We start from the raw sequence: 20,482 nt of genomic DNA, 5'->3' as shown, positions 1-20,482 counted from the left end.
GAGAGGTTTGCTCTTTGTGAGGTTTGCTCTTTGTGAAGTTTGCTCTTTGTGAGGTTTGCTCTTTGTGAAGTTTGCTCTTTGTGAAGTTTGCTCTTTGTGAGGTTTGCTTTTTGTGAGGTTTGCTCTTTGTGAGGTTTGCTCTTTGTGAGGTTTGCTCTTTGTGAGGGTTGTTTTTTGTGAAGTTTGCTCTTTGTGAAGTTTGTGAAATCGTAGGTTTTATCGATTAAAGATGAAATCAGACTATACCCAAAATCTCATCACCCTTAACCCTCATAACTCCTAACCATAACGGTGAGACATTCTTCTTTAACCGAAGAAATCATCAAAAAAGCCTTTTGCAAAAAAACAAAATCAATTTACTTAAAAGCCAAAACCATCTTTACAAAAGAGAATTTACCTCCAACGTAAGTCAAATAAAGAGCGTCAAATGTTTGAAAAGGCTGTAAAAATAAAAGGTGTTTGTACTTTGTGAGGTTCGTGCTTTGTGAGGTTCGTGCTTTGTGAGGTTCGTGCTTTGTGAGGTTCGTGCTTTGTGAGGTTCGTGCTTTGTGAGGGGCTTTTTTGCACATCGCCTTTAATCGATAAACCCTACAACTTCACAAAAGACAAAAAAGCGACCTAGCAAACAATAGAAAACTAATTTGACCTTTATTTGGGTTAGTTGAAGGGTTTTTTGTTTCTTTTTTACCCTTTAAAAAAGAAAGGGGAAGGGCTTTGTGAGGAGGTGAGAAGATGAGATGGTGAGACATTCTTCTTTAACCGAATAAGTTATCAAAAAAGCCTCTAGCGAAAAAGCGAAAAAGCAATACTCTAATCAGTTGCTCTTTGTGAGGTTTGCTCTTTGTGAAATCGTGGGTTTTATCGATATACCCTACAACTTCACAAAAAACAAAAAAGCGACCTACATCTTCTCATAACTCCAAACTCCTAACCTCACCCCAAATTCTCTTTTAAATTATACCCATACGTGAATTATACGCCAAAGACAAATTGTATCTTTGGCGTATAATTTTGAAACGTAGTGGAGTAATACGATAATTTTAGATGCAGTACGAGAAAGAGAATCAAATTGGAGCTAAAAACGAACATTGGGTAAGTTGTGAAGTTTGCTTGGGATTGGGAAAAAAGAGCAAAAGGAGAAGCAAGCAACAGCGGCAACACGGTGTGAAAGCACCTGCTTTATATGAGCAGAATAATAACGTAGAACAAGCTCTAAAAGCTCCTCAAAAAATACAGAAACCTTGTAAGCATTGCTTGGGTACAGGACTCGTGCGCAGTAATATACCACCCGTTAGTAATCCGGCTAAATATCCGCATATCGCTATTGTTGGAGGTGGAATTGGTGGTATCGCTTTAGCAGTTGCGTGTTTGCATCGCGGTATTCCATTTACCCTATTTGAAAGAGATCACGCTTTTGCTGAACGTGCACAAGGATACGGACTTACCCTACAACAAGCCAGCAAAGCATTGCGTGCATTTGGAATCACAGCAGTAGAAGGCGGAGTAGTGTCTACCAAACATATAGTACATGCAGTAGACGGAAGAGTGTTGGGTGAATGGGGAAAGCGAAAGTGGATGAGAGCAGAAGAAGATAAAGCGGCAAAGCGAAATAATATTCACATTCCCCGTCAAGTATTGCGCCAAATGTTGATTCAGCAATTGGGAGGAGAGCAGCGAATGCAATGGGGACATCAACTCATCGATTTACAATACAGTTCTTCAAAAGTGAATTTGACATTTCAGGTTGACGACCAACTCCGTAGTTTTGATGCAGATCTTGTGATAGGAGCAGACGGCATTAGAAGTACGGTACGCCGTAAATTAATTGGCGAAGACCAAACACCTTTGCATTATTTAGGCTGTATTGTTGTATTGGGCATTTGCCCCTTAGAAAACCTCAAAGATGTACAATCGCCTTTATTAGATGGGGAAACGGTATTTCAAACCGCAAACGGCACCGAGCGCATGTATATGATGCCCTATACCAAAGACAGTATCATGTGGCAATTGAGTTTTCCGATGGACGAAGAAGAAGCAAAAGCCTTGAGTTTGGCTGGGCCAAAAGCACTAAAAGAAGAAGCGTGCAGACGCATTCAGTGGCATAATCCTATTCCTGAAATACTTGATGCAACGCAGGAAACGACCATATCGGGTTATCCCGTATACGACAGAAGTTTATTTGATCCAAGGCTGTTATCCAATGCTGGACCTGTAAGCTTGTTAGGTGATGCTGTGCATCCCATGAGTCCATTTAAAGGGCAAGGGGCAAACCAAGCCTTGCTAGACGCTTTGAGTTTAGTACATCAACTAACGACTGCTTGCCAGGCTGTTCCAGATTGGAAAGCCTTAGATCTACGCCAAGCGATATTAAGTGAATACGAAGTAGAAGTAAGTGATCGTAGTAGTGCAAAAGTAAAAGGGTCGGCAGCAGCAGCAGCATTCTTACACTCCGATGTTGTGCTCCAAGAAGGAGACCAAACCATTGGTGCTAAGTGGAAGTCAAGGGCTCCGGAAGAGTAATACGAATTTAAAAAGGCTAATAAAACAGTCTATCTTGTTCAGAGAAGTTCACTATTTATTTAGTATAACATCATAAAAAAACGCCTGAGTAGTCAACTCAAGCGTTCTTCTATTTTATGTATGATACGGCTTAAAACTTATATCCTACTGAAAGTTGGAATACACCATTCTTGGTTGATTTACCTTCTTTGTTTACTTTATTTAGACCTAAATCATAGCGAGCATCAAAGAATAATCCAAGAGGTAATTCATAACCTGCACCTAAGTTTAAACCAAAATCTACTGTGTTTACGTCGTCTTTCGCATCAATACCACCTACTTCTGCTTTTACGACAAATCCCACTTGTGGACCTGCTTGTACGCTTAATCCATCCATTACGTAGTATTTAGCCATAATAGGTACATTAATGTAGTCTAAATCATATTTTGAACCGTCACTTCCTTTAGCTTTTGCTCCTTGTGAAGAGTATAAAATCTCCGGTTGAATGGCAAATTTCTCATTTAAGAAAATCTCTGCTAATGCTCCTACGTGGAAGCCTGTTTTACTTTTCGTATTATCTGCACCAGAAAGATTAGAAATGTTTAAACCAGCTTTTGCACCTAATTTGATGTCTGGAGTTTGTGCTAATGCAGCTCCGCTAAAAGCGAAAATAGCCAATAGGCTCATTGTAATTTTTTTCATGTGTTTACTTGTAATTGATGGTTAAAATAATATTAAATGTATTGATTATTTTTTATTCCAACGCTATGCAAAACAATTAATTTATCACTGTATAGGAAAGAGTATCTATAAATTAAGATATTATAGGTGTTTTTATTGTTGTTTTGTCAATTAAAACTCAATGTCTTCCCCAATATCAGGAATACCTAGATTTTTAGAAAATAGGTCCGTATAAACCGCTTCTTGTGTTTGTCTGTAGTCCATGAAATGATGCATTTCCTCAAAGTCAAAATCTGGATCTTGAACATTAGGATGATATTGCAGGGCAATAACTTGAAATTCACCTAAAGTAATTCCGTAGTGCTCTAACAAATAGGCAGCTCCGTCAATACCGTGATTATAGGCAGCTTGTCGCAAGGCAGTCATTCGCTCAAAATAATAGCGATCTGTTTTCATCTGATCTAAGTGTTGTTGACCTTCACTATTTGTTTCTGTTTGTATTGCACCTAAAATAGGATGGTTAGCCGCAGTGGTAAAGTATTGACCATATAAAATACTCAATTCAAAGGTTTCGTCTTGTGCCATACGGTCGTTCCATTGATTAGAAGCCTCTTCATATTGGACAGCTGTTACGCCTAATGCCTGAAGAATAGCATCTAATTCAACACCTGAAGACAGTTTTAGCGCAATCGCTGCATAATCCTCTAATGTAATCGTGTGGATAGGATGTAATAAGTTGTTTTCCATTTTAGCAATTTTATAAATTTTGAATTTTTGTTCTACATATACCGTGTAATTCATCGAGTTTAAAATGAAGGAGATAACAATCCTCTTTTACCTGTTTTATTTGATCAATACAGGCAGTTGATTCCTTACAGGGAAGTGGAATATTTTTGATTTCTTCCTCAAGTACGGTAGTGGCTTTTTTGTTGAGTCGATCCAATTGTCCTAAAACCTTCATTTTGTATAAGACAAAGGCCTGTTGATGCTGACTGGTATCAGTTATTTTCAATTGTAGTAAGGATTGATACTCTTGCGCTGTATAGGCAAGAAGACGCTCTTCAATTTTTGTTAGAAAAGTGATGAAACGGATTTTGGTCTCCTCAAAATGCTGTACTACTTGAATCGACATAAATAAATTAGTAATAATTATATTATATTGATGTAAATATAGGATTATTTTGTTAAATGATATTAAATTTATATATGCTATTGCAGTAGAAAAAGGAATAGGATAGTAAGTATTGTTTACTCCTAATTGGAAAAACGGAGCAATTAAAATTTTTATAAGATATTTGTCTTTACTAAATGAAGTGAATTATGGAGAAACAAGTAATTACAGATAAAGTATGTGCCTTAGAATTTGCGGTAAAAGCAATTAGTGGCAAATGGAAGATTCCCATTATTTGGCGCATCAATGAAGGGGAGAAGAGACCTAGTGAGTTTTTGAGGGGAATTGCTACAGTGGACCGTCGAGTACTCAATCAACAACTAAAAGAGTTAGAAGAAGTGGGCATCTTGAGTAAACAACGTTTTGATGAAGTTCCTCCACGGGTAGAATATACCTTAACACCTTTAGGATTACAATTAGTCGAAGTTTTAAAACAACTCAATGCGTGGGGAGAAATTTTATTGGAAGATCAACATCCTTAAAAAAGAAGCATGTAGTTTGATAAGTAGTTATGCCTAAAAACGCAGAAACACTTAAAAATTCTAGTAGTTTTACTACTATTCGTATCAAAAAAGAAGAAGAATACACGAAAAATATAAAGAAAAGTCCCTTTTAGAGGGAATTTGAATCAAAAAAAGTTGTCAAAAGAACACTTTTTTTTAGTTTTTAATGTGTTATGTTTAAAATTATAAGAACAGGTGAGGATTTATTTCATCTGTTTTTTTTATTGTATTAAATTAAAATTAAAAAAGCACAACCTTGCATTTTTTTCTTGTTTATTACGTAGAATGTTATTTCCTTTGTTAGGGAATTAAATAAATGAGTGGAAATTCATTTCTAAGTTAATCACTCCTCTTTTTTAGTAAGGCAGAAAATGGGATATCGTGGTTTACGAGTAATGGATTTCAAGTTTTTAATTTGAAAAGGGTTAATAGGAATTCTGTTTAATTGTTTGTTGTTTCGAAATAGTACCTTATACTTTCAAATTAAAAACACGTAGTAAAAACAACCTGTTTTTAGTACACAAGAAAAATTTATGAAAAAGAAAAAGCAGGATGTTTTATTGTCCTGCTTTTTCTTTTTAATTTCGGATCTTTATTGTCTACGAAAGTAAAGTTAAAAAGCGATGTCTCCACAAACTCAATTGCATATTGTACAAGCCACACCTCAACATGTACCTCAAATTCAAGATTTGATTCATCATGCAACACAGCTTAGCTATACATTATCACACGAAAATACAAAAAAGAATAAAAATATAGCAGAATTAATTCACCAAAAAGAGATGTATTTGGTCTATGAAGAAGAAATACTTTGTGGATGCTTTGTATTTAATCCGCAAGGTTACGCAGCAGCGTTGGTGTTTTTTTATTGTTTGGCAGACGAAAAGCAGAGAGAAATAGGGCAGGAGCAAGTGAAATGGAACATGCTCTTAGAAGCTGTCCAAAAACAAGCATGCGTATCTTCTTTTAGTTATTTAACTGTGATTGTAACACCAGCAATGCAAGCGTGGTATGAAAAACGAGGAGCGAGACAGTCCAAAGTAGTAGAAGACGCAACAGATGCAGTGGAATATTACCTCACTGTAGTCGATCAACCTTGGATTGATTTACCTACTGCAGGTTTGGTTTGTGTGAAAGATAACCAACTCTTATTGGCTTTTAGTAAGAATAAACAAGCGTGGTATCTACCAGGTGGAAAAATTGATGCAGGAGAGGATAGCCAGCAAGCACTTAGACGCGAGATTGAAGAGGAACTATCTTTGGTTCTTCAACCCGAGCGATTGTCCTTTTTGACGCATATTGTTGCCCCTGCTTATGGGGAGAAAAAGAACATCCTCATGCAGCAAGATTGCTATTATTACGAATTAGAAGGGGATACGATTACAATTGCTAATGAAATCGGCGGAATCCAGTACTTTACAAAAGAGGAATACATCCGTGATCAAATTCCCGTTCCTGGGGTATTGAAGGTTTTTGAGTATTGTAATTTGTGAGGTTTGCTCTTTGTGAGGTTTGTCGGAATCATCCAGTTATTTGGCAAATTGCCATTTGCCACTTCCGTTTTTATCGATTAAAGAGGATTTGCAAAAAAGCAAAAAGGCAATACGCTAATCAGTCGCTCCACACACACAGTATTCTGGCTAGTATGTCATCCCGACGAAGGAGGGAACGCATCCGTTACTCAACACTCGTTACTCTAACCAGTCACGCCACACAGTATTCCGTCAGCGCGGGATGTGACCCTTCGTGCCCTCAGGGTGACATACGAATCGGACAAACACAGTGAAGAATAACAAACCTCACAAGGCTGATGAGAAGATGTGGGGAGGTTCACTTGTACCCTTAACCCTTAACCCACAACCCCTAACTCCTAACCCATAACCCTGTACGTCTCCCCCCCTCAAACTATTTACAATAAAATTAACACCATAAATGCTTGAGTTTTTTGAAAAAAAAATATTTTTGTTGCATGAAATACGCAGCAATAGTCGTTTTATTTTTCTTTGTCAATTTTATCGCTACACCCACGATTGCGGTGTTAGCGGGTATTGAACTTGATATCCCTATGCTGACGATTTCTGAAGAAAATAAAAAACCCATTACTAATGCAGAGGAAGAAGAAAAAGGTCACTTTCATGGGTTACATCCTTTTCAAGAGGATTTTCTATTGCAAGATAGAGATGAATCAGGACTTCATTATGCACAATTAAAACTCGTGTACGAATCGTTAGAATTCGACGTTTTATCCCCTCCTCCCGAATTTTTTATTGCTTAATTAAACCAATGTGTAATGCGTAATGCATTAGACGGGGTAGTGATGCATACTTTGTTAGGTGTGCAGGTTGTCTATGGACTTTTTTTATTGAAGAATAGAGAATTTTCTGTTTTAAAAAGATTCTTCTTTCATCGATAGATCTCGCGATTTTGCAAAAAAACACCTTCACGAAGAACGATTTCACTTAATGAAGAAGAGAAAAGAGAGAAATTTTTCTGCTTGAAAACGATTCTTCTTTCATTGATAGATTTCACGATTTTGTAAAAAAGCACCTTCACAAAAAAGCACCCTCACTCCCCCCATCAACAGTAAACTGTTTTAATTTTAAGTAAACAAAAATGAAATATCGTATGCAAGTAGCAACATGGAAAAAAAGTGTTGCTCCAGGCCTTGTGGTCTTTTTAGTCGCACTTCCGCTTTGTTTGGGAATTGCGCTAGCTTCAGGTGCGCCTCCAATAGCGGGAATTATCGCTGGAGTAGTAGGGGGAGTTATTGTTGGATTTATGAGTAATTCCAACGTCAGTGTAAGTGGTCCCGCTGCGGGATTGGCTGCCATTATTTTAGCCGCTATTAGTGAGTTGGGATCTTTTCAGCTCTTGCTAACTGCGGGAATCCTTGCGGGTGTTATCCAATTAGTATTGGGATTTCTACGGGCAGGGGCTATTGCCAATTTCTTTCCTTCTAGTGTGATTGAAGGAATGCTTGCGGGAATTGGAGTCGTTATTGTCATCAAGCAATTGCCTTTAGCATTTGGAGTGAGTGCATTAAGCGATGTGCAACATCTAGCGTCCATTCACAAAGGCACACTGTTGATGACGGTGCTCTCTCTAGCTATTTTAATCGCGTGGAGCAAGAGTAAAAGATTGAAGAAAATTGCCTTTTTACCTGCTGCTTTGGTGGTTGTGGTGGTTGGGATTTTACTGAATCAATTGTGGATTTATACGGGTAGCTCTTGGGCCATTGATGCTTCACAAGTGGTGGCGATTCCAGTATTAGATGGCTTATCTTCTATTAGTTCTTTGCTGGTTTTTCCAGATTGGACGGGATTGACTAATCCAACGGTTTGGATTGTGGCAGGTACCATCGCTATTGTGGCTTCAATCGAAACCTTATTGTGTATTGAGGCAACAGATCGCTTAGACCCATTAAAACGACATACCGATACGAATCGCGAGCTGAAAGCACAGGGAATAGGTAATATTATTAGCTCTTTGATTGGAGGGTTACCGATGACTTCTGTGGTTGTGCGTTCATCAGCTAATGTCAACGCTGGTGGATTGTACAAGGCTTCTGCAATTATCCATGGGGTGTTTTTACTACTCGCTGTAGTTGCACTTCCCTTTGTATTGAATATGATTCCGTTAGCTTCTTTAGCGGCTGTGTTAATCTTAGTGGGATATAATTTAGCTAAACCTGCTGTATTGCTTCACTTTTGGCATAAAGGCTATACGCAATTCGCGCCATTTATTGTAACACTCGTTATGGTTGTTGCTACAGATTTATTAATGGGTGTACTAGCGGGAATGGTGGTGAGTATTGCCTTTTTATTATTGGGTAATGTACGTAAAGCATTTTCAATGCAGCATACCGTGAAAGACGAACAGCTTGTGTATACACTTACGTTAGCACAAGAAGTATCCTTCTTTAATAAAACAGCCATTAAAAACAAACTACATCAACTACCTGATAACTGCCATTTGGCAATTCAAGCCAAACAAATGGGGTATATCCACATGGATGTTCTCGAAATGATTCAATCGTTTATTAACGAAAAAGCCAGAGAAAAGAACATCGCAATTACCACGACGGGTTTTCATAAATCCATTCAAATCAGCCAAGGGCAATCTAATCTTATTTTATCACATCGTAAAACGATATAACTATGAACTCATTTACAAAAGAAATATTAGCAAATACAACACCAGAGCAAAGTTTAAACCTATTATTAGAAGGAAATAATCGCTTTGTCAATAATTTAAAATTCAATAGAAACTTCTTGCATCAGCTTCAAGAAACGAAAGACGGCCAACATCCACATGCAGTGATTTTAAGCTGTATGGATAGTCGCGCTCCATTAGAACACGTATTAGATCAGGGAATTGGAGATATCTTCAGCTTGAGAATCGCAGGAAATGTATTAACCGATGAGGTAATTGGAAGCATGGAATACGCTTGCCAGGTAGTTGGAAGTAAATTGATTCTCGTTTTAGGACATAGTCGATGTGGTGCAGTAACGGGCGCTTGTAATCATACTAGTTTAGGTAAACTAGATACCATTTTAGCGCGTATTCACCCGATTGTAGAAAAAGTACGTGAGAAAAACCAAGGAAAAGAAGTAAGTCAAACGGAATTAGTAGAGTTAGTGACGATGGAAAATGTTCGTTCCATCGTAGAACAACTGCAACGAGTAAGTCCTTCTTTAACTCAATTAATTGAAGAAGGTCAAATCGGTGTCGTAGGTGGATACTACGATGTCGTAAGCGGAAAAGTAGAACTGATTTGTTAGTATGAGGAATACTTTGTTAACGTTGAGAAGTCCCCAGTGCGGGGACTTTTTTTGGTTTTCCGTTGGAATTATAAAGACTTTTTAAGCCTTTCCTAGATTAAATACAGTTATACAAATTCACAAAATGTCATTTTTATCTTGTTTTAAGTTGTTGTTTGCGAATATTTTGTATTTTTATAGGAAGAAAGTAATTGTTAATTTATTGATGGAAGTGTAATTATTTAAAATATTTTCATCTCTTAGGGAATTTTAGCATGCTGATTTGTGTGTTTTTCTTTGTTCTGTAAAGGTTCGAGCGAGGTAAGAGTAGAAAAATTAACAGTTGATTATAAAAGAGTCATTTTCAATTTTAATTATTAAAAAGGTCAAACGATGTTAGACGCAAATGATGTTATCAGAAGATTAAAACAATTGCTGGGATTCAAAACAGATTTGGAACTAGCCAATTTATTGGGGATTAAACCTAATACATTATCCTCATGGAAGATACGGGAGACGTTGCGTTATGATAAGATTATTGAGGTATGTAAAGAACATAGAATTGACCTAAATGAGCTTTTCTTAACTCATCCTAATGCTGTTTATAAAGGAAATTTAGAGGATCGTGTAGTAAAAATGATTTCGGTTGATCATCAGATTGAGTATTTTATCAATCCAGAAAAGTGTTTGGCTACGTCGCCTACCTGTATTTTTCCAACAGAGGATGAGGTTAATATTGGATTTCAAATCGGAGTAGAGAATATGTATCCGACGATAAAAGTCAGTTCTTATGTTTTGTCTATGCCCATAGAACCAGCAGAAATGAAACCGTGGCATATCTATGTCTTAGTCGTAGAAAACCGGGGGATTTTATGCTATCGCTTCAAGCGCAAGATGGAAAATGGCGAACTCTTATTTGTCAGTGATAATCCCGTTTTTGACAGTATGACCTTGAGGATGGAAGATATTCGAGCGGTATTTAGTATTCGAGGAATCTTTTTACCAAGTGTCAAAAATTTGGTTGAGACTTAAAAATCAAAATAGAATAATACAATATGAAACCTCGTAAGAGGTTTTTTTTATGGACGAAATGTTGTGGTTTATTTATATAGCGCACTAGGAGATACACCGTATTTCTTTTTGAAAGCGGTCGAAAAATGGCGTTGATTCTTGTATCCAATTCGATCGGAAATTTCACTGATATTGAGTGCTTGGTCGGCTAATAATGTTTTAGCATGTTCCATTTTTTCATGTGCCCAAAAAGAAATGACTGTTGTGCCGAATAGTTCTTTAAACCCTTTCTTCAATACAAATTCATTTGTCCCAACGCGGTGAGCTAAATCCACCAAAGAATAGGTGCTATCTAAATTTTGGAGCATAAAATCTCGCACTGCATAAATCTTGTCAATTTCTTGCTTCTTTAAAGTTCCTTGGTAGGGAGATTCACCATAAAACTGTTCCAATTGTAGGAGTAAAAGCTCAATAACCTTCGCTTCTAAAAACAAGCGTTTGAAAATCCCTTGCTTGTCGCAGTGTATAATTTGATTTAAAATCTCATACATCTGATGGTTAATGGTATAGTGTTCCGGATGTAATAAGCTCGATTTTCCTTTCTCGACTGCATTGCGAAAACGGTCAAATAAGTGATGGTCATGGGGGAGAAATCGCTTGAAAAATTCAGGTCTTAAATTGATTTCACAAAGTTGGAAATCTTCGCTTTCCCATTGCATTTGACCACCCAATCCATTAGTGTATAATATATTATGTGAATGAGCCTCAAAACTGACCGGTTGATCAAATTGAGTCGTACGTGCTGTACTTTTGCCTTTCATGGTAAAGTGCATCTCAATGGTCTCAAAATCACTCTCAAACCCTAAAAGTACTTTCTGCGCCAGCTTTACGTTGCCAATCCCAATATGCACTCCATCAAAGTACAATTCTTTGTAGTAACCACGTCCCATAAAGGAATCTAAATGGGTAATGCTCTCTTGTACAGTCCCTTCTTTGGGCTCAAAAAAGGTGGTTGGATACTCTTTTTCTACTATTGTATGCTTGTGTTTAATGTCATATAGTCGTAAAGTCATAAGCTAATTCTCCCTGTTTTTTTGACGGACTTTTTTATCCGTATTTGTGACATGAGGCAAATATTCGCCCGTTATCTTTGCAAATATATCAATTGTTTAGAATGAATCTTAATAAGAAGGATTTTTTTTCTAAAATGGAAAAACATCAAGAAGGAGAGATGAAGCTAAGCAAGGGAAGAAAAGATACCTATCATTTAGATCAGAGAAGATGGACAAACAAAAAGAACTTATTTTAGAAGGGAAATTGCCCAAGGTGATGTGGCATTTGGCTTGGCCCGCAGTGGTCGCCATGGTTTTATATGGATTGAACAATTTTTTAGATGGCATCTTTGTTGGGCATCTGATTAGTAATACAGCACTGGCTGCTGTGGGAATTGCTTATCCTTTGGCGCAGTTTGCTCAAGGTTTTGGGACATTGATTGGCACGGGAATTGGCTCTGCTATTAGTATTTGGATTGGAAGAAAGGATACCGTAAAATTAGAGCAATCTATGGGAACAGTCAACTATCTTACGTTGTTGTTTTCTATTGTTTTAACGTTGCCGTGTTATGTATTTGCTGAGGAACTGGTGTATATGATGGGAGGAAGAGGAGAAATCTTGACGTTGGGAGTGGAGTATTTCCGTGCAACGATTTTAGGTAGCTTTTTCTGGATTCACGGATTGGCTCTGAATATGATTATACGTGCAGAGGGAAGAATGAAAACGGCAGCTTGGATGATTGCTATAGGACTCCTTGTCGATTTGGGGCTGAAGCCTATTTTTATTGATACGCTAGGTTGGGGGGTAGCAGGTGCTGCTTGGGCAACCAATATCTCCATGATGATCTATACGCTGCTAGGGGTGTGGTATTATGCCAGCGGAAAGGCTTCTTTTCGAACTAAATTCTGGTCTTTACAACGCAAGACAGCTATCATAAAAGAAACACTGTCCTTAGGGATGCCTGGTTTTATTATGATGGTGATGATTGTTATCCAAAATATTGTGGTATTCAATGCTTTGGCGAAGTATGGCAATGAGGCTGATATCACTTTTTTTACGGCAGTGAATCGATTTTATATTCTGTTGAATACTCCTTTATGGGGATTGATGCGAGCCTTACAGCCGGTTACAGGAATGAACTATGGCGCCAAACAATACATGCGAAGTATTCAAGCGTATCGCTTGTTTTCGCTCGTCGGATTAGCAATCCTTTTGCCGTTTTGGTTGTTTGTGATGGTCTATCCTTCAGGTTTACTAGCCGTGATGATTCCACATACGGAATTCCTAGCACACCAGCTTTTCGATTTCCGAATTTATATGAGTGTATTACTCGTCTTGCCTTTTGTATTCATGGCCATGGTTTGGTTTCCAGCCATTGAAGATGCAAAACCTGCAACGATTATTAGCTTGCTTCGTCAAGTGGTTTTCTATATTCCGATCATGTTACTTGTACCTGGAATAATGGGAATTAGTAGTATTTATTGGGCTAGTGCAGCTATTGATTGGATCATTTTTGCACTTATTCTCTATGCGGTATCGAAAAGTGTAACGAAATTAAAAAATACCTCTTCTAGGTAAGGGGAATCTATTGTAACAGTATAACAAATTAATAATACGAATTAACATGAATTATTCAACTAAAATTAAGTGGTCTTTTGTTTCTGCTCTTTTAGCTTCTTTGCTTTGGGTTATTGGGGATATTCTAATCGTCGGGTTTTATGTCGATCCAGCGAAATACCCTTTATTTACAACTACGTATGCGAATGAGCTAGACTCAACACTGGCACTCTTGATGATAGAGGGCTCTACCCAACGCCTGATGTGGGGAGCATTAATAGCTTCTATGTCAGCCTTTTTATTTCTTCCTGCTGTTTGGTTGGCCTACCAATTTTTTAAAGATAAGTCGAAACCCTATGCGTGGATTACGTATTTTATCTTGGTGATTAGTGTGGTTTTAATGCCTTTGGGACATGCAGATTTTTTCTATAGCGGGGAACTGTTCAAAGCTATTTATCACACCGATGCTGTAGCACATCCATACCTTATTGAAATGGCTTCTAGTTTTACTACAGTCCTATACATCGCTTGGGGAACGGCTATTGCTGTGTTACTTTTGGGATGGTTGTTGTTTTCAATTTTTGTATTTGCAGGGAAAACAGTTCTACCTAAATGGGTTGGGTTTATCTCTCCCGTTTTTATGACGCTATACCAACAACCGATTAAAATGATGCTACCTGATTCATTATTAAAATCATGGATTAGCGCCGCTGGATTTAATATCGCTTACCTTATTTTCTTTGTTTTACTCTTTGTCTTTTTTAGAAGAACAAAGTTGGAAGAGTAGGTTTTTTTGGGGGGAAGGCGGTGAGGGGTTGTGAGGTTTGCTCACCACCACACCCTCTCACCACCACACCCTCTCATCACCACACCCTCTCATCACCACACCCTCTCATCACCAAACCCTCTCATCACCTCACCTTCTCACCACCTCACCTTCTCACCACCAAACCTTCTCACCACCAAACCTTCTCACCACCAAACCTTCTCACCACCAAACCTTCTCACCACCAAACCTTCTCACCACCAAACCTTCTCACCACCAAACCTTCTCACCACCAAACCTTCTCACCACCAAACCCTCTCATCACCTCACCCTCTCATCACCTCACCAAATTATTATTTAGAATTATTCTTGTTAATAAACTTTTTTAGCATACTTTTGTCTTTATTTAAACTAAATATAAATAACAAGAGTGTTACGCAAACTTTTTCTATACAGTTTATTAGTGCCCAGTAGTGCTTTATTTGCCCAGCATAAGGTGTCTTTGACGATTGAAAATCAAGAACATCAACCTTTACAAGGTGCTGTTTTATACCTCAATCAAGTGACTTATACTTCGGATGCGTTGGGGCGTATTTTCCTTGAGGTTAAAGAGGAGCAAAAAGGCAATGCGATGGTCTATGTAGAGGGATATGAACCCATGCAACAAACCCTAGACTTGTTCAATGGGAGTACCTATACGTTGCGGCTAAGGAAGGAAGGAACTGTACTAGAGGATATTCAGATTGCGAAAGTAGCAGAACAGGAAGAAGTGAATCGCGACATTATGCGTGCCGTAGTGGTCGATACCAAGAGTCAGGTTTTGCGTTCCGCTTCTTTAAGTGAGTTGATGAATCGTACAACAGGCGTTCGCATCAGAGAAAGTGGAGGTTTAGGAGGAGAAGCGAGTGTGAATTTAAATGGTTTTCAAGGACAGGCGATTCGCTATTTTAAAGATGGGATTCCCTTAAATTACCTCGGAAATGCTTATTCCCTTTCCAATATCCCCCTTGATTTACTACAAAAAGTAGAAGTGTATAAAGGGGTAATTCCCGTTTATCTGGCTAGTGATGCATTAGGAGGTGCAATTAATTTGGTCTCTAATAGCAATCAAGCCAATACCTTAAGAGCATCAGTCGAATACGGTTCTTTTCATACCGTGCGAACAGCAGTACGCGGTCATTACAACCTCAATGACCAGTTCTATGTAGGAGGAGAGTTCTTCTCTAACTATTCCGATAACAACTATAAAATCGATACACCAGATCCCGAATTGGCGAAAGAAACGGCGAAGGTTCGCTTATTTCACAACCGATACAGACAATATTACTCCAATGTATATCTTGGTGCCAAGCATTTAAAAATTGCAGATCTTTTGCAGTTTGATTTGAGTTATTATACCCTGGATAAACAAATTCAACATAGCCCTACAACCATGCTTACGCCTTTTGGAGGAATTGAGGATCGCCAACACAGCTGGGTGCCAACATTGCGTTACAAGAAAAAATTCGCACAAGAAAAGCTTTCTGTCGATCAGTTTTTGGCCTATAATGTGGTGAAAAGTAGGGTAATTGATACACTGCAAGGACGTTATACTTGGCTAGGGGAGTTTTCTCCTAGAGGATTTCGAGGGGAAGGAGATCACCCAACACAAGCGGAGATTGATATGACCTTTTTTACCAGTCGAACGTTGATTGGATTTCAATGGAGCAAAACCCAACAGTTGTGGTTTAATAATACCTATACCTATACGAAAAGAGTAGGTACAGATGAATACGGGAAGAAAATCGAAGATACCCAACAACCCATCATTGAAGTTCCATCTTATTACAAGAAGAATGTTTGGGCTTTGGGCTTGACGAGTCAATGGTTTACCCAGCAATTGGAAACGACGATTTTGTTGAAAAATTACAACTATACAAGCGAAGGACTCAATACTGCATATCAAGTGGATTGGAGAACAAAAGATGTACACACCACGAGTAATACAGCTTGGGGATGGGCCTTAGCTGCTAAATATCAAGTAAATGAAAAAATGAACGTGCGATTTTCTATTGAAAATGCGCGTCGATTACCGGGGTACAGTGAACTTTTTGGCGATAATCTATTTATTGCTTCAAATTTTGACCTAAAACCAGAACAGAGTTTAAACTTTAATCTAGGTATAGAGCAACAGTTTGGGCGTTTGAACGCTAGTGTACATGCTTTTTATCGTCAAACCAAAGATATTATCGTACTCACTGCTGGAAGTCCGCCTTTATCCCTTTTCGTGAATAAAGAGCGCGCAGAAGGTTATGGATTTGAAGGAGATTTCTCTTTTGCTGTGACGTCTGCTACAAAACTCTACAGCAATTTTACTTGGCAGAGTATTCGCTATGGCCGTTTTGACAATATAGCGGATCAATGGCTCAAAGGAAACCGCGTACCCAATATTCCCTATTTCTTTGCCAACCTTGGCGCCGAACATAAGTTCAAGCAATTGTTTACCCAACAAGATGCTTTACTACTGTATGGACACGTAAACTTTGTGCGTGAATTTTACATTCAACCCATAGATAAATCGATGGAACCTAGTGGATTTTTAGGTCTTTTCGGAAAGAGTAAAGGCGATGTGAAAAATGTGGTTCCCGATCAAACTTCTTTAACGGCTGGCTTGGTGTATGAATGGCCTGATCAGGGCTGGTCATTGGGAGTAGAAGGAAGAAATCTATTGAATCAAGACTTATACGATTACTACAAAATCCAAAAAGCAGGTAGAAGCTTCTACCTGAAAATCAATTATAAACTTAATTAATCTATGCAAACAATGAAACGAATAGTATCCTTGGCTTTTATCTTGCCTTTAGTTTTGACGGGATGTTCATCAGACGATACTACACCCAATAATCCTGAACCACCAGCAGGAAAAGAGGCACACTATTTCGTCATGACTTTGGCGGAAGGAAAAGGACCGATTAAAAATGGTTTTCTTAAGAGCTATCAAGATCTTCCAACAGGAAGTATTGATAATGCGACAGGAAATACTACCGCAGCTGGTGGAATGGGAGGATATCGCCAGTATGGTGAGCGTGTTTACCGCATGTTTGACGATAACAATGCTAGAAGTTTAGGGCAATTTATGTTTGATGATAAAGGATTTTATACGACAAAATCGATTGCTGTAGAACCTAAAATTGCAGGTTCTGGAAATTTCACTTTAACGAATGACAATCAGACGGGTTATTATTTTGAAGGAGCTAGCCCTACTGCAATTCAGATTTTTGATCCCATCACAATGGCTAAAAAAGGACAATTGGGTGATTATGCGACTCAAATTCAAAAGCTAGAAACGGATTTACAATTGACAGGGGTGAATTTCCGTGCAATTGGGCAACATTTCTTAGCTGTAAATGGCGATAAATTATATGCAGATATCACGTTTGGTAAAAATCAAGGGGCTCAAGGAGGTATGTTTGATGGAGTTGCTCCAGATGTACACCTTGCAGTGATTGATTTAAAATCAGGTGCTTGGATTGCTCATACAGCAGTGAAAAACACGGGTAATATCGCTTTCGTCGATGAAAATCCCCTATACTATTTTGATGAGAATAGAGACCTATACTTGATTACACAAGGGATAAAATCAGGTGGTTTAGGCGATCAATCGAAAATAGCGCGTATTAAAAACGGATCCAATCAAGTAGATGCTTCATGGGAATTAGACTTCAATACAATGTTTAACCAAGTAGCTTCAGGTAAATTCTCTACGATTTTTGTTGAAAAAGGGAAAATCATTACGCTAGTAAATGAAGTAACCTTAGCTGATCCTCAATCTATCAACTTAACACCAATCTGGAAATACGTGGTGATTGACATTCAAACGAAAGCCGTTACACCTATTGCAATTGAAGGTGTAACCTTAGTAGAAACTCCAGCTGCGGCATTGGGTGTTTCGAAAATTGACGCGAAACGCTTTATCCGTGTGGTGAGTGAATCCAAATTAGGGTTTTATGAGTTGTCTAGTGATTTCTTGACTGCAAAACCAGCAATTGCCATCGGAAAAGGAGGCAAACCTCAAGGATTATTTAAAGTGAATAGAAAGTAATAGAATGAAGATAAAGGTATTAGTATTAATACTTATAGGAATAATGACCATGAATGTACAGGCACAAAAGGGATATACCATAGAAATTGACCTTCAGGTTGATGTAAAGGCCCTTACTCAGGATGCAATTTATATTACGGGAAATTTCAATCGATGGAATCCCCAAGAAGAACGTTATATACTACAACCCAAACAAGGGAAAACAGGAGAGTATAGCATAACCTTACACGATATTCCAGCAGGTGTATTGGAATATAAATTTACCCGCGGTTCTTGGCAAACGTTGGAATGTTCTCCGCAAGGGCGATTGATTAATTTACACGATTATGTGATTGATCAAGATCAAACGCTTCAAGAAAAAATAGTGGCTTGGCGCGATCAATATCCAGCTTCTACTGCACCAGAGCAGCTCATTGTGCTGGAAAATTTTATTATGCCAGAGCTACACCGAACACGTGCGATTCGCATTTATCTGCCGAAAAATTATAAAACCACACAACAAGCGTATCCCGTTTGGTATATGCACGACGGTCAAGATCTATTTGATGAAGCTAGTTCAGAAGGACGATTAGGACCTGTCGAATGGGGAATAGATGAAACGGTGGAACGCCTAGGAGATCAGTATATTATTGTAGGTATTGATCATGAATATGAGAAAAATAGAAGAGAAAAAGAATATGCTTTTTTCCCTACCATTCAAACGCCTATTGCTGAAGGAAAACAGTATTTGGCTTTTATCGTACAAACCTTAAAACCTTATATCGACGCGAATTACCGCACGTTAAAAGACAAGGAACATACTGGTATTGCTGGAGGTTCTCTCGGTGGGTTAATCTCGCTTTATGGAGGATTGACTTATCCAACAGTATTCGGTAAAGTCGGTGTTTTTTCACCTTCACTTTGGCAAGATCAACAGCAATTAGAAGCGTATATGGATGGCTTTACAGCAGAACATATACAGCAGTTGCAAGAACAACACTATTTCTTTTATGCTGGTGGAAGAGAAAATCGAAAAATAGGACAAGGCAAAGTGGTTCACATGGATCAAGATGTTCAAGCTTTTGTTCAACAAGTAGAAACGCGTTTTCAGCTGCGTAAAGAAGTTAAAATAAATCCTATGGGAAAACATGGAGCTTGGTATTGGCAACAAGCTTTCTCGTGGATGATAGAATTAAATAATCAATTAAATATCAAATAATTATGAAATACACAAAACAAATTACTTTGGCGGGTGCCTGCTTATTGGCGCTGTCAACAACGGCATTTGCACAAACTATAGATAAAAGTCAAGCGGTTGGAAAAGGATTGTATGAATTAACTTACAACAGCGGAGATAACGGTGTTTATGTAGCTTCAGTTGTTGATTTCAAGAATAAAGAAGGAATCATTTACAAGTTGAATGGCAATACATTAGCCGTAGAAAAGGAAATCAATGTACAGGGAAATCCAGTGTTTGGTATCGCTGTGAATGAGAAAACACAAAAGTTATACGGAACCAATACGATTACGAATGCAATTACTGTTGTCAACCTGAAAACAGGAGAGGTAAAGGTTATTCCAGGTACACACGAAAAAGGACACAATAGAGAAATTGCTATTGACGAAAGTACAAATACTATTTATGCTTCTGATACACAAGAAGAAGGGAAAATATGGGTGATTAACGGAAACAAAGATACCTTAGAAGGGTATATTGAAAATACGGGAGTTTTCACTGCAGGGTTAGCTTTTGATCGTCAAACAAATAAGCTATACGTTACCAACATGGGAACGAATGAAGTTGCGATTATCGATCCAAAAACGAAAAAAGTAGTGAAGAAATTTGCTTCTGGAGGGGAGAGTCCAATTAATGTGGCTATTGATGAGGTTGGTCGAAGATTGTTTGTAACGAATTCTTCTACAGGTCTTACCATTTTGCACGCAGATTCAGGTGAGCTTTTAAAAGTAGTGAAGTTCAAAGGCGGTTCTTTAGGAGTAAAATATGCGCCAACAGCAAATAAGATTGTCCTAGCGAATAGAGAAAGCGGTAAAACAGCTATTGTAGATGGTAAATCATACGAGGTTGTAACAGAATTAGAAACTGGATCACATCCAAATACAGTAGCAGTTAATGTGAAAACAGGAACAGCGTATGTAACGAATAAAACAAAACGTATGCCTAAAGAGGAAGGAAAAGAACCTCAAGTGGATACGAATGGAGATATTGTGAGTAAAATCCAATTGTAAGTTGAAACGTTAGATTTTAAATTGTAAAAGAGACTGCAACTGCAGTCTCTTTTTAGTTGTATCACTGGGGCTATATCGTACAATTGTACTTCAATTTAATAAGAAAAAGAGAAGAAAAGAACCAAGAAAATAGCCCGAAAACTTTTACTTCCAACAGAAGAACCTTACCTTAG

The 20,482-nt window shown here is 38.1% G+C and carries 17 protein-coding genes; 13 read left to right on the top strand and 4 right to left on the bottom strand.

Annotated elements, in window-relative coordinates; genetic code table 11:
• The first annotated feature begins 1,044 nt into the window (after nt 1–1,044).
• Nucleotides 1,045–2,520, top strand: a complete 1,476-nt coding sequence (locus M2306_RS07430; RefSeq protein ID WP_259188373.1) for an FAD-dependent oxidoreductase — start codon at nt 1,045–1,047, stop codon at nt 2,518–2,520.
• 130 nt (nt 2,521–2,650) lie between these two features.
• Here M2306_RS07430 and M2306_RS07425 read toward each other — a convergent pair whose 3' ends face one another.
• The 3 genes from M2306_RS07425 to M2306_RS07415 all read right to left on the bottom strand — a co-directional run bounded on the left by M2306_RS07425 (nt 2,651) and on the right by M2306_RS07415 (nt 4,313).
• Nucleotides 2,651–3,202: a porin family protein gene (locus tag M2306_RS07425; protein ID WP_259188374.1), complete on the bottom strand. Its 552-nt coding sequence runs from the start codon at nt 3,200–3,202 to the stop codon at nt 2,651–2,653.
• A gap of 150 nt (nt 3,203–3,352) precedes the next feature.
• Nucleotides 3,353–3,928 carry a DUF6620 family protein gene (locus M2306_RS07420; RefSeq protein ID WP_259188376.1) on the bottom strand — a complete coding sequence of 192 codons (576 nt, stop codon included), beginning with the start codon at nt 3,926–3,928 and terminating at the stop codon, nt 3,353–3,355.
• 10 nt (nt 3,929–3,938) lie between these two features.
• Nucleotides 3,939–4,313: a hypothetical protein gene (locus M2306_RS07415; RefSeq protein ID WP_259188377.1), complete on the bottom strand. Its 375-nt coding sequence runs from the start codon at nt 4,311–4,313 to the stop codon at nt 3,939–3,941.
• A gap of 188 nt (nt 4,314–4,501) precedes the next feature.
• Here M2306_RS07415 and M2306_RS07410 point away from each other — a divergent pair, with 188 nt between their 5' ends.
• The 6 genes from M2306_RS07410 (at nt 4,502) to M2306_RS07385 (ending at nt 10,647) form a co-directional block, all read left to right on the top strand.
• The gene (locus M2306_RS07410) at nt 4,502–4,834 is read left to right on the top strand and encodes a winged helix-turn-helix transcriptional regulator (protein ID WP_115090075.1); all 333 of its coding nucleotides are present in this window, start codon (nt 4,502–4,504) and stop codon (nt 4,832–4,834) included.
• A 644-nt stretch (nt 4,835–5,478) separates the two neighbouring features.
• Complete coding sequence (locus M2306_RS07405) at nt 5,479–6,348, top strand: NUDIX hydrolase (protein ID WP_259188379.1); 870 nt, start codon at nt 5,479–5,481, stop codon at nt 6,346–6,348.
• Nucleotides 6,349–6,824: 476 nt separating this feature from the next.
• Complete coding sequence (locus tag M2306_RS07400; RefSeq protein ID WP_002991804.1) at nt 6,825–7,130, top strand: hypothetical protein; 306 nt, start codon at nt 6,825–6,827, stop codon at nt 7,128–7,130.
• 338 nt (nt 7,131–7,468) lie between these two features.
• Complete coding sequence (locus M2306_RS07395; RefSeq protein WP_259188380.1) at nt 7,469–9,010, top strand: SulP family inorganic anion transporter; 1,542 nt, start codon at nt 7,469–7,471, stop codon at nt 9,008–9,010.
• Nucleotides 9,011–9,012: 2 nt separating this feature from the next.
• Nucleotides 9,013–9,636, top strand: a complete 624-nt coding sequence (locus M2306_RS07390) for a carbonic anhydrase (RefSeq protein ID WP_259188381.1) — start codon at nt 9,013–9,015, stop codon at nt 9,634–9,636.
• Nucleotides 9,637–10,008: 372 nt separating this feature from the next.
• Nucleotides 10,009–10,647 carry a helix-turn-helix domain-containing protein gene (locus M2306_RS07385; RefSeq protein ID WP_115090079.1) on the top strand — a complete coding sequence of 213 codons (639 nt, stop codon included), beginning with the start codon at nt 10,009–10,011 and terminating at the stop codon, nt 10,645–10,647.
• A gap of 68 nt (nt 10,648–10,715) precedes the next feature.
• Here M2306_RS07385 and M2306_RS07380 read toward each other — a convergent pair whose 3' ends face one another.
• On the bottom strand, nt 10,716–11,699 hold the full coding sequence (locus tag M2306_RS07380) for a helix-turn-helix transcriptional regulator (RefSeq protein WP_115090080.1): 984 nt from the start codon (nt 11,697–11,699) through the stop codon (nt 10,716–10,718).
• 208 nt (nt 11,700–11,907) lie between these two features.
• Between M2306_RS07380 and M2306_RS07375 the strand changes: the two genes are divergently transcribed.
• From M2306_RS07375 to M2306_RS07350, 6 genes are all read left to right on the top strand, one after another.
• Nucleotides 11,908–13,257, top strand: coding sequence for an MATE family efflux transporter (locus M2306_RS07375; protein ID WP_259188382.1), 1,350 nt, complete (start codon nt 11,908–11,910; stop codon nt 13,255–13,257).
• Between the two features lie 46 nt (nt 13,258–13,303).
• Nucleotides 13,304–14,023: a DUF6796 family protein gene (locus M2306_RS07370; RefSeq protein ID WP_115090082.1), complete on the top strand. Its 720-nt coding sequence runs from the start codon at nt 13,304–13,306 to the stop codon at nt 14,021–14,023.
• Nucleotides 14,024–14,432: 409 nt separating this feature from the next.
• A complete protein-coding gene (locus M2306_RS07365) occupies nt 14,433–16,793 on the top strand; it encodes a TonB-dependent receptor plug domain-containing protein (RefSeq protein WP_259188383.1) in 2,361 nt (786 codons plus the stop codon).
• Between the two features lie 12 nt (nt 16,794–16,805).
• The gene (locus M2306_RS07360; protein WP_259188384.1) at nt 16,806–18,083 is read left to right on the top strand and encodes a DUF4374 domain-containing protein; all 1,278 of its coding nucleotides are present in this window, start codon (nt 16,806–16,808) and stop codon (nt 18,081–18,083) included.
• A gap of 4 nt (nt 18,084–18,087) precedes the next feature.
• Nucleotides 18,088–19,281 (top strand): alpha/beta hydrolase, encoded by a 1,194-nt coding sequence (locus M2306_RS07355; RefSeq protein WP_236594192.1) that lies wholly within the window; start codon nt 18,088–18,090, stop codon nt 19,279–19,281.
• Between the two features lie 2 nt (nt 19,282–19,283).
• Entirely contained in the window at nt 19,284–20,309 is a 1,026-nt protein-coding gene (locus M2306_RS07350) for a YncE family protein (RefSeq protein WP_115090085.1), read from the top strand.
• Nucleotides 20,310–20,482 lie beyond the last annotated feature (173 nt).

Origin of the sequence: Myroides gitamensis (assembly GCF_029894455.1) — a bacterium.
GTDB lineage: Bacteria > Bacteroidota > Bacteroidia > Flavobacteriales > Flavobacteriaceae > Flavobacterium > Flavobacterium odoratum.
Note: the sequence above shows the minus strand (reverse complement) of the source record. Positions and strands in the feature narration are given on the sequence as shown.